Genomic DNA, 7,102 nt, shown 5'->3' with positions numbered 1-7,102 from the left:
TACGGAAGATATATGCTGTGAAAGGGGGATAAGAAATCACCTATAGAAAGGAGCGTTCCCATGAAACCCAAGAAATTAGGCAACGGTAAAATCACCGCCCTTTATGAGAGATTGAGCCGTGATGATGACCTTACAGGTGATAGCAACAGCGTTATCAATCAAAAGAAAATGTTGGAGGACTATGCGAAAGCCAACGGTTTTACGAATTGCGTCCACTTCACAGATGATGGTTGGTCTGGTGGAAGTTTTGACCGTCCAAGCTGGAAGCGCATGATTGAGGGCATTGAAAAAGGCGAAATCGCTGCTGTCCTTGTTAAAGATTTGAGCCGCGTCGGTAGAGATTATTTACAGGTGGGCTTTTACACCGAAGTGATGTTCAGAGAGAAAGGTGTGCGATTTGTTGCGATTACCAACGGAGTAGATAGCGACAAACGGGAAAGCAGCGAGTTTGCGCCCTTTTTGAACATTATGAACGAATGGTATATTCGTGATTGCAGCCGTAAGATAACCACTGTTTTACGTGCAAGAGGTATGTCCGGCAAGCACACAAGCAACCATTGTATCTACGGTTACAAGAAAGACCCCAACGACAAAGACCATTGGATTATCGACGAGGAAGCTGCCGAAGTAGTACGCCGGATTTATCGCATGGCCATTGAGGGAAAAGGCCCGTATGAAATTGCCCGCATATTGGCAACGGAAAAGGTTGAGCGCCCCTCTTACTATCTTGCACAACGCGGCATGGGAAACCATCAATCAAACTACAATGCCGCAGACCCCTACACATGGCGCGGCGGTACAGTTGCCGACATACTCTCCAAGCAGGAATATATGGGGCATACGGTAAACTTTAGGACTTACAAGGAGAGCTATAAAGATAAGCGCGTCAAAATGACCCCCAAAGAGGATTTAGTCATTTTTGAGAACACACAGGAAGCTATCATCGACAAGGAAACATGGGAACGCGTACAAACTCTACGGAAAACCATTCGTCGGACAGACAGCATAGGAAAGGCCAATCCACTAACCGGCTTGATGTTTTGCGCGGATTGCGGTGCAAAGATGTATAACCACAGGGGCAAGGCCGGAAATGCGCGTGACTGGGCGGGCAGACCCAACGGGAAAAAGCGCCCGGATCGTGACGAGTACAACTGTTCCCGTTACGATTTGGGCAACCAGCATTATGATAAATACTGCACGACGCACCTTATTCGTACTGCTGTTGTGAACGAGCTTTTGTTGGAAGCCATCAAGGGCGTTTGCGACTATGCGTTGAACAATGAAGCCGAGTTTATGGCACAGGTCTGCTCCGCTTCCGAGGACAGGCAGGAAAAAGCTGCAAGAGCCATTCGCCAGCGGAAGCAGCGCAACGAGAAGCGTACCGATGAACTGACCCGCCTAATCCGAAAGCTCTATGAGGACAATGTAAGTGGCCGACTTTCCGATACCCTTTTTGAACAAATGCTCCGCGATTTTGAGGCCGAGTTAAGCGATTTGACAGAAATCATCTCCCAAGACCAACAGGAACTTGAACGCATAAGCAGGGAAACCATCAACGCCGAAAAGTTTCTTTCCCTCGTCAGAAAATACACGGACTTTTCCGAATTGACCCCTGCCATGATAAATGAGTTTGTAGAAAAAATCCTCGTCCACCAAGCCCAGGGCAAAGGAGCAAGCAGAACACAGGAAATTGAAATTTTCTTTAATTTCGTTGGCAAGGTGGACATCCCTCACAAGGCAGTTGAACTGACCGACGAAGAAAAGGCAGCGTTAGCGGAACAGGAACGCCGCCGAGCAAAAAAAGCAGAATACAATCGACGCTATATGGAAAAGAAACGCAGACAATGGAAAGAGCAGCAGGAACAGGAGCAAACCAAGCAACTGCCCCCTGCCGCCGAACAGAAAGGAGAACACATAGCATGAACTAATTTATGTTTGACGGTCAAGAGCCGGAAAAAACGAAAATCATGCGATAGGAGCCGCCCGGACGAAGAATGGTTCGCCGGGGCGGTTTCTATTTGAAAATCCCCATTTTCCCAAGGTCAAGAGCCGGGAAAAATCCCTCAAAAATGCCCCTCTCTCCAAACGAGGGCGCAGAAAGGAGTATTTATGCGAACAGGGCTTACCAAGCAGGAAAAGACCACCGATATTTGGTTTGACGAGAAAGACCCGCTTATCCATATCCGCACCCACAACACCGGCTTGAAGAAACGGCTTGCCGCCTACGCCGAGCAGCACCCCGATGTGTGCCGCCAGACCGACGCAGACCCGGAAACGGGCTGCATGGAGTTTGATATTGAGAAAGGCCGGTTCTCTTTCCGTCTGACCGCCCCATACAGCGAGGAACGCCGGGAAGCGGCGCGGCGGTACGCCAGAGAAAACAACGCCACCGACAGGCTGAAATAATGTAGATTTGTTCATACTCTTGTGCTATACTTTTCTCAAAGAAACAGGACGAAAAATCAAAAGTTAAAGGAGAATAAAAATGAAGAAATTGCTATTTGGGTTGACATGGCAGATATTGGGCTTTTTGGGGGCGATTATAATTCTGTGTTCGGCGGCACCGCATCAATGGGATTATAACGGTATAACAGGCATTGTAGGAAGTTTGTTAGGATTAGACTTGATGATGCCGCTTGTCGTTTGTATAGTCATCTTCATTATTGGCGGTGTGTTTTGCTACAAAGGAATACAAGAAAAGTGAGCAAACAATTCCCGTTTATCGAACATTACACAGCAAAACTAAATAAACTACCCTCAAAGGGCAGCCGAGCAATCGACTGCCCTTTTTCCATGCCCATGAGCAGAAAGGAGCGACCAGCCATGACGAAACCGAGAGAGAAAACCCGCCAGGAATTGACCGCCGAGATTGAGGACGGGAAGAAGAAAATCCGGCAGCTTGAAAATCGGGAAAAGGTGTTGCGGCAAAAGTTATCCCAAGAGGAACGCAGGACGCGCAGCCATCGGCTGATCGTCCGGGGTGCTGTCTTTGAGAGCATTGTGCCGGAAGCCAAGAGCATGACCGACGAGGAAGCCGCCGCCTTTCTCCGGCTTGCCCTGACGAGCGAGGAAGCGCGGGCTTATCTGAAAAAACGCACCGAGGGCGGGAAAAGCGAATAATCCCTTTGGCACAAAGGGCGCACTTATACACCCTTACGGGCGTGTGCGCTCTGCCGAGGGCTTATCTCCGCACAGGGGACTTTCCCCGCGCTCCGATATGGCGGCTTTGCCGCAACAAGGGGCTGCACCCCTTGCGCCGCTTACGCGACTATCCCTGCACACCCACAAAAACGGCACACCCGCCTTTGGCGTCTGCACCATTTTTGCGGGTTTTGTTATCCTATCCGGGAGGTGATACCCATAGCCATCTACCATTGTAATATCGGCATTGTCAGCCGGGGCAAGGGCAAATCAGCCGTTGCCGCAGCCGCCTACCGAAGCGGCGAAAAGCTGACAAACGAGTGGGACGGAATGACCCACGACTACACCCGCAAAGGCGGTGTTGTCCATACAGAAATCATGCTGCCGCCCCACGCCCCGCCCTCTTTCTCTGACCGTTCAACCTTGTGGAACAGCGTGGAGCTTTACGAGAAAGCCGGGAACGCCCAGCTTGCCAGAGAGATTGACGCGGCGCTCCCCATAGAGTTATCCAGAGAGGAACAGATCCGGCTTGTCCGGGAATACTGTTCCTCTCAATTTGTTTCCAGAGGAATGTGCGTTGATTATGCCATTCACGACACCGGCAAGGGCAATCCCCATTGTCACATCATGCTTACCATGCGCCCACTTGACGAGCGCGGCGCATGGGCGGCGAAGTCCAAAAAGGAATATGACCTTGACGAAAACGGCGAGCGTATCCGCTTGCCAAGTGGCAGATACAAGACCCACAAAGTTGACCTGACCGGCTGGAACGACAAGGGCAACGCCCTCTTGTGGCGCAAGGCATGGGCTGACCTTACCAACGACTTTTTGGAGAGGAACGGAAGCCCGCAGCGTATCGACCACCGCAGCAACGCCGAGCGCGGCATTGACGAGATACCCACCGTTCACATGGGCGTGGCGGCTTGCCAGATGGAGAAGAAAGGTATTGCCACCGAGAAAGGAGAACTGAACCGAAATATCCAAAAGGCAAACCGCCTTATCCGGGAAATCCGGGCGCAGGTTGGGAAGCTCAAAGAATGGATTGCAGACCTGTTCAAAGCGCGGGAAACCGCCCCGGAACAGCCGCCACAATCCCCCGGCCTTGCAAATCTTCTGATGAAGTATTTGAGCGTTCAGAGAGAAAAGAGCCGGAAGTATTCGCAGAGTTGGCAACGGCAGCACGCAGCCGACGAACTGAAAACCATAGCGGCGGCGGTCAACTATCTTTCCGAGCATGGTATCTCTACCCTTGACGAGCTGGACGCAGCCCTTTCCTCTGTCAGCGAACAGGCCGACGCTATCCGGGCGGGAATGAAAACCGCCGAGCAGCACATGAAAGAACTGCAAAAGCTCATTGAGTACGGCAGGAATTATCGGACCTATAAGCCCGTACAGGACGAGTACCGGCAAATCCGCTGGAAAGGAAAACAGGAGAAGTTTGCGGAAGCCCGCCACACCGAGCTGACCCTTTGGAACGCGGCAAACCGCTATCTCCATGCCCATTTGCCGGAGGGCGTGAAAACCCTGCCGATCTCCGCATGGGAGAAAGAATACGCTGCCCTTAAAGCACAGAGGGAAACGGAATACGCCAAGCTGAAAGGCACCCGCGCCGATGTTTCCGAACTTCAAAGAATCCGCAAATGTGTGGATATTGCGCTCCGCGCCGACCAGCCGGAACAGACACAGACCCACACCAAACGGCACGACATAGACCGATGAAAGGAGTGAGTTTTTTGTACTACACCCAAGAACAGATAGACCGGGCGAACCAAGCCGACCTTGTTCTGTTCCTGCAATCGCAGGGTGAACCGCTGGAACGCGCCGGACAGGAATACCGATGGAAACGGCACGACAGCTTGACCGTCCGGGGCAACAAGTGGTATCGCCACAGCCAGAGCAAGGGCGGCGGCCCCGTTGATTTTGTCATGGAGTTTTTCGGCAAGAGCTTTACCGAAGCCGTGGAACTTCTCACAGGAGAAAAGGGAGCCGCGCCGCCGCAGGACTCCCCGCAATTCCGATTGCCGCCCCGCAGCCCGGACAACCGAACAGCGAGGAACTACCTCACAGCCGCCCGCTGCATTGATGAAGATGTGGCGGGCTTTTTCTTTGCCAGCGGCGATATTTACGAGGACGCAGCCCACCACAACGCTGTATTCGTGGGGCGGGACGAGGACGGAATACCGCGCTACGCCCACAGCAAGGGAACGGCGGGAAACTTCCGGCTTGATGTGAAAGGCAGCGACAAAGCCTTTAATTTCTGCTACCGGGGCGAGGGCGACAGGCTTTTTGTTTTTGAAGCCCCCGTTGACCTACTCGCTTTCCTCTGCCTGTTCAAAAAGGAATGGCAGAAGCAGAGCTATCTGTCATTGGGCGGCGTGGGAGAAAAAGCCCTGCTCCGCTTTCTCTCTGACCGTCCGAACATCAAGACCGTTTACCTCTGCCTTGACAGCGACGAAGCTGGAAACGATGCTTGCAGCCGCCTTGTGAAGCTCATGCCGGAGGGCTACACCGTCCGCCGGCTTATCCCTCTTTTCAAGGATTGGAACGAGGTGTTACAGCACCGGGCAGAAATCACAGATGGGAAGTATTTGCGGGAAGCAATCTACGGCTTGAAAGAGCCGCCGCAGGAAGAAACCGTTGAGATTATCCGCATGAGCGAGGTGGACACGCAGACCGTCGAATGGTTATGGGAGCCGTATATCCCCTTTGGGAAAGTAACCATTGTGCAGGGCAACCCCGGCGAGGGCAAGACCACCTTTGCCCTACGCCTTGCCGCAGCCTGTACCAACCGCAAGCCATTCCCCCACATGGCGGCGCATGAGCCGTTCAATGTGATTTACCAGACCGCCGAGGACGGTTTGGGCGACACTATCAAACCCCGCCTTATGGAAGCCGAGGCAGACCTTGACCGCGTTCTTGTCATTGATGAGAGCAAGCAGGGGCTTTCCCTTTCCGACGAGCGCATAGAGAGAGCTATCCGGCAGACCGGGGCGCGGCTGATTATCCTTGACCCCATACAGGCGTATGTGGGTGAGAAAACCGACATGAACAAGGCCAACGAGATACGCCCCATATTCCGCCGCCTTGCCGAGATTGCCGAGCGTACCGGGTGCGCTGTTATCCTAATCGGACACCTCAACAAAGCCGCCGGAGGACAGAGCGCATACCGGGGCTTAGGCTCCATCGACTTCCGCGCCGCAGCAAGGAGCGTCCTGCTGATCGGGCGCGTGAAGCGGGAGCCGAATGTGCGGGTAATCGTCCATGACAAATCTTCCCTTGCGCCGGAGGGCAAGCCCATGGCCTTTTGCTTTGACCCGGAAACGGGCTTTTCGTGGATAGGCGAGTATGACATTACCGCCGACGAGCTGCTGTCCGGCGCGGGCGGCAACACCGCCACCAAAACCGAACAGGCGGAACAGCTAATATTGGACTTGCTTGCAGACGGGAAAGAGCTTGCCAGCGAGGACATTGTAAAGGCCGCAACCGAAGCCGGAATATCCGAGAGGACGGTGCAGAACGCCAAACGCAACATGGGCGGCATATTGGGCGCAAGACGCGTCGGCGGTCAATGGTACAACTTCATCAAGAAGAAGCAACCGCCCGAACCCGCAAGCTGAAAACGCAAAGTGCAGACCCTTTGCGCTTTGCACTTTCGCGCTTTCAGAGTTTTAGAAGAATGACTACAAGCCCTTGTACGCCGCAGCATAAGGGCTTTTTTCATGGAAAGGAGAGCCTATGAGCAATAAAGCCAGCACCCCCGCAAACGCTTCCCCTCTGACCGTAAAGGAAGCAGAGCAACCCGATATTGTGAAGAAAATCGGAAACACGACCTATCGGGTGAAAATCCACTTCAGCACCACCAGCAAGGAAACCATGAGCGATAAAATCAAGCGGCTCATTATGAACGATTGCGGGAAAATTTCTTAAAACCACCTTGACAAAATGTATCAGAGGATACCCT

7 protein-coding genes are annotated in these 7,102 nt (G+C 53.0%); all 7 read left to right on the top strand.

The window, feature by feature from the left end; genetic code table 11:
• Window positions 1-60: 60 nt before the first annotated feature.
• The 7 genes from ACEVJK_RS14305 to ACEVJK_RS14275 all read left to right on the top strand — a co-directional run bounded on the left by ACEVJK_RS14305 (window position 61) and on the right by ACEVJK_RS14275 (window position 7,068).
• Window positions 61-1,923 (top strand): DUF4368 domain-containing protein, encoded by a 1,863-nt coding sequence (locus tag ACEVJK_RS14305; RefSeq protein ID WP_374740893.1) that lies wholly within the window; start codon window positions 61-63, stop codon window positions 1,921-1,923.
• Window positions 1,924-2,109: 186 nt separating this feature from the next.
• Window positions 2,110-2,406 carry a hypothetical protein gene (locus tag ACEVJK_RS14300; RefSeq protein WP_374740892.1) on the top strand — a complete coding sequence of 99 codons (297 nt, stop codon included), beginning with the start codon at window positions 2,110-2,112 and terminating at the stop codon, window positions 2,404-2,406.
• A gap of 79 nt (window positions 2,407-2,485) precedes the next feature.
• Window positions 2,486-2,704: a hypothetical protein gene (locus ACEVJK_RS14295; RefSeq protein ID WP_374740891.1), complete on the top strand. Its 219-nt coding sequence runs from the start codon at window positions 2,486-2,488 to the stop codon at window positions 2,702-2,704.
• Between the two features lie 119 nt (window positions 2,705-2,823).
• The gene (locus tag ACEVJK_RS14290) at window positions 2,824-3,120 is read left to right on the top strand and encodes a DUF3847 domain-containing protein (RefSeq protein ID WP_235255997.1); all 297 of its coding nucleotides are present in this window, start codon (window positions 2,824-2,826) and stop codon (window positions 3,118-3,120) included.
• Between the two features lie 231 nt (window positions 3,121-3,351).
• Window positions 3,352-4,860, top strand: coding sequence for a MobQ family relaxase (gene mobQ, locus ACEVJK_RS14285; protein ID WP_374740890.1), 1,509 nt, complete (start codon window positions 3,352-3,354; stop codon window positions 4,858-4,860).
• A gap of 14 nt (window positions 4,861-4,874) precedes the next feature.
• The gene (locus tag ACEVJK_RS14280; RefSeq protein ID WP_374740889.1) at window positions 4,875-6,758 is read left to right on the top strand and encodes an AAA family ATPase; all 1,884 of its coding nucleotides are present in this window, start codon (window positions 4,875-4,877) and stop codon (window positions 6,756-6,758) included.
• Between the two features lie 118 nt (window positions 6,759-6,876).
• Window positions 6,877-7,068 carry a transposon-encoded TnpW family protein gene (locus tag ACEVJK_RS14275; protein ID WP_055059682.1) on the top strand — a complete coding sequence of 64 codons (192 nt, stop codon included), beginning with the start codon at window positions 6,877-6,879 and terminating at the stop codon, window positions 7,066-7,068.
• Window positions 7,069-7,102 lie beyond the last annotated feature (34 nt).

Origin of the sequence: Flintibacter sp. P01028 (assembly GCF_041925235.1) — a bacterium.
Classification (GTDB): Bacteria; Bacillota; Clostridia; order Oscillospirales; family Oscillospiraceae; genus Lawsonibacter; species Lawsonibacter aceti.
The sequence above is the reverse complement of the archived record's forward strand: the minus strand, read 5'-3'. Positions and strand labels throughout refer to the sequence as shown.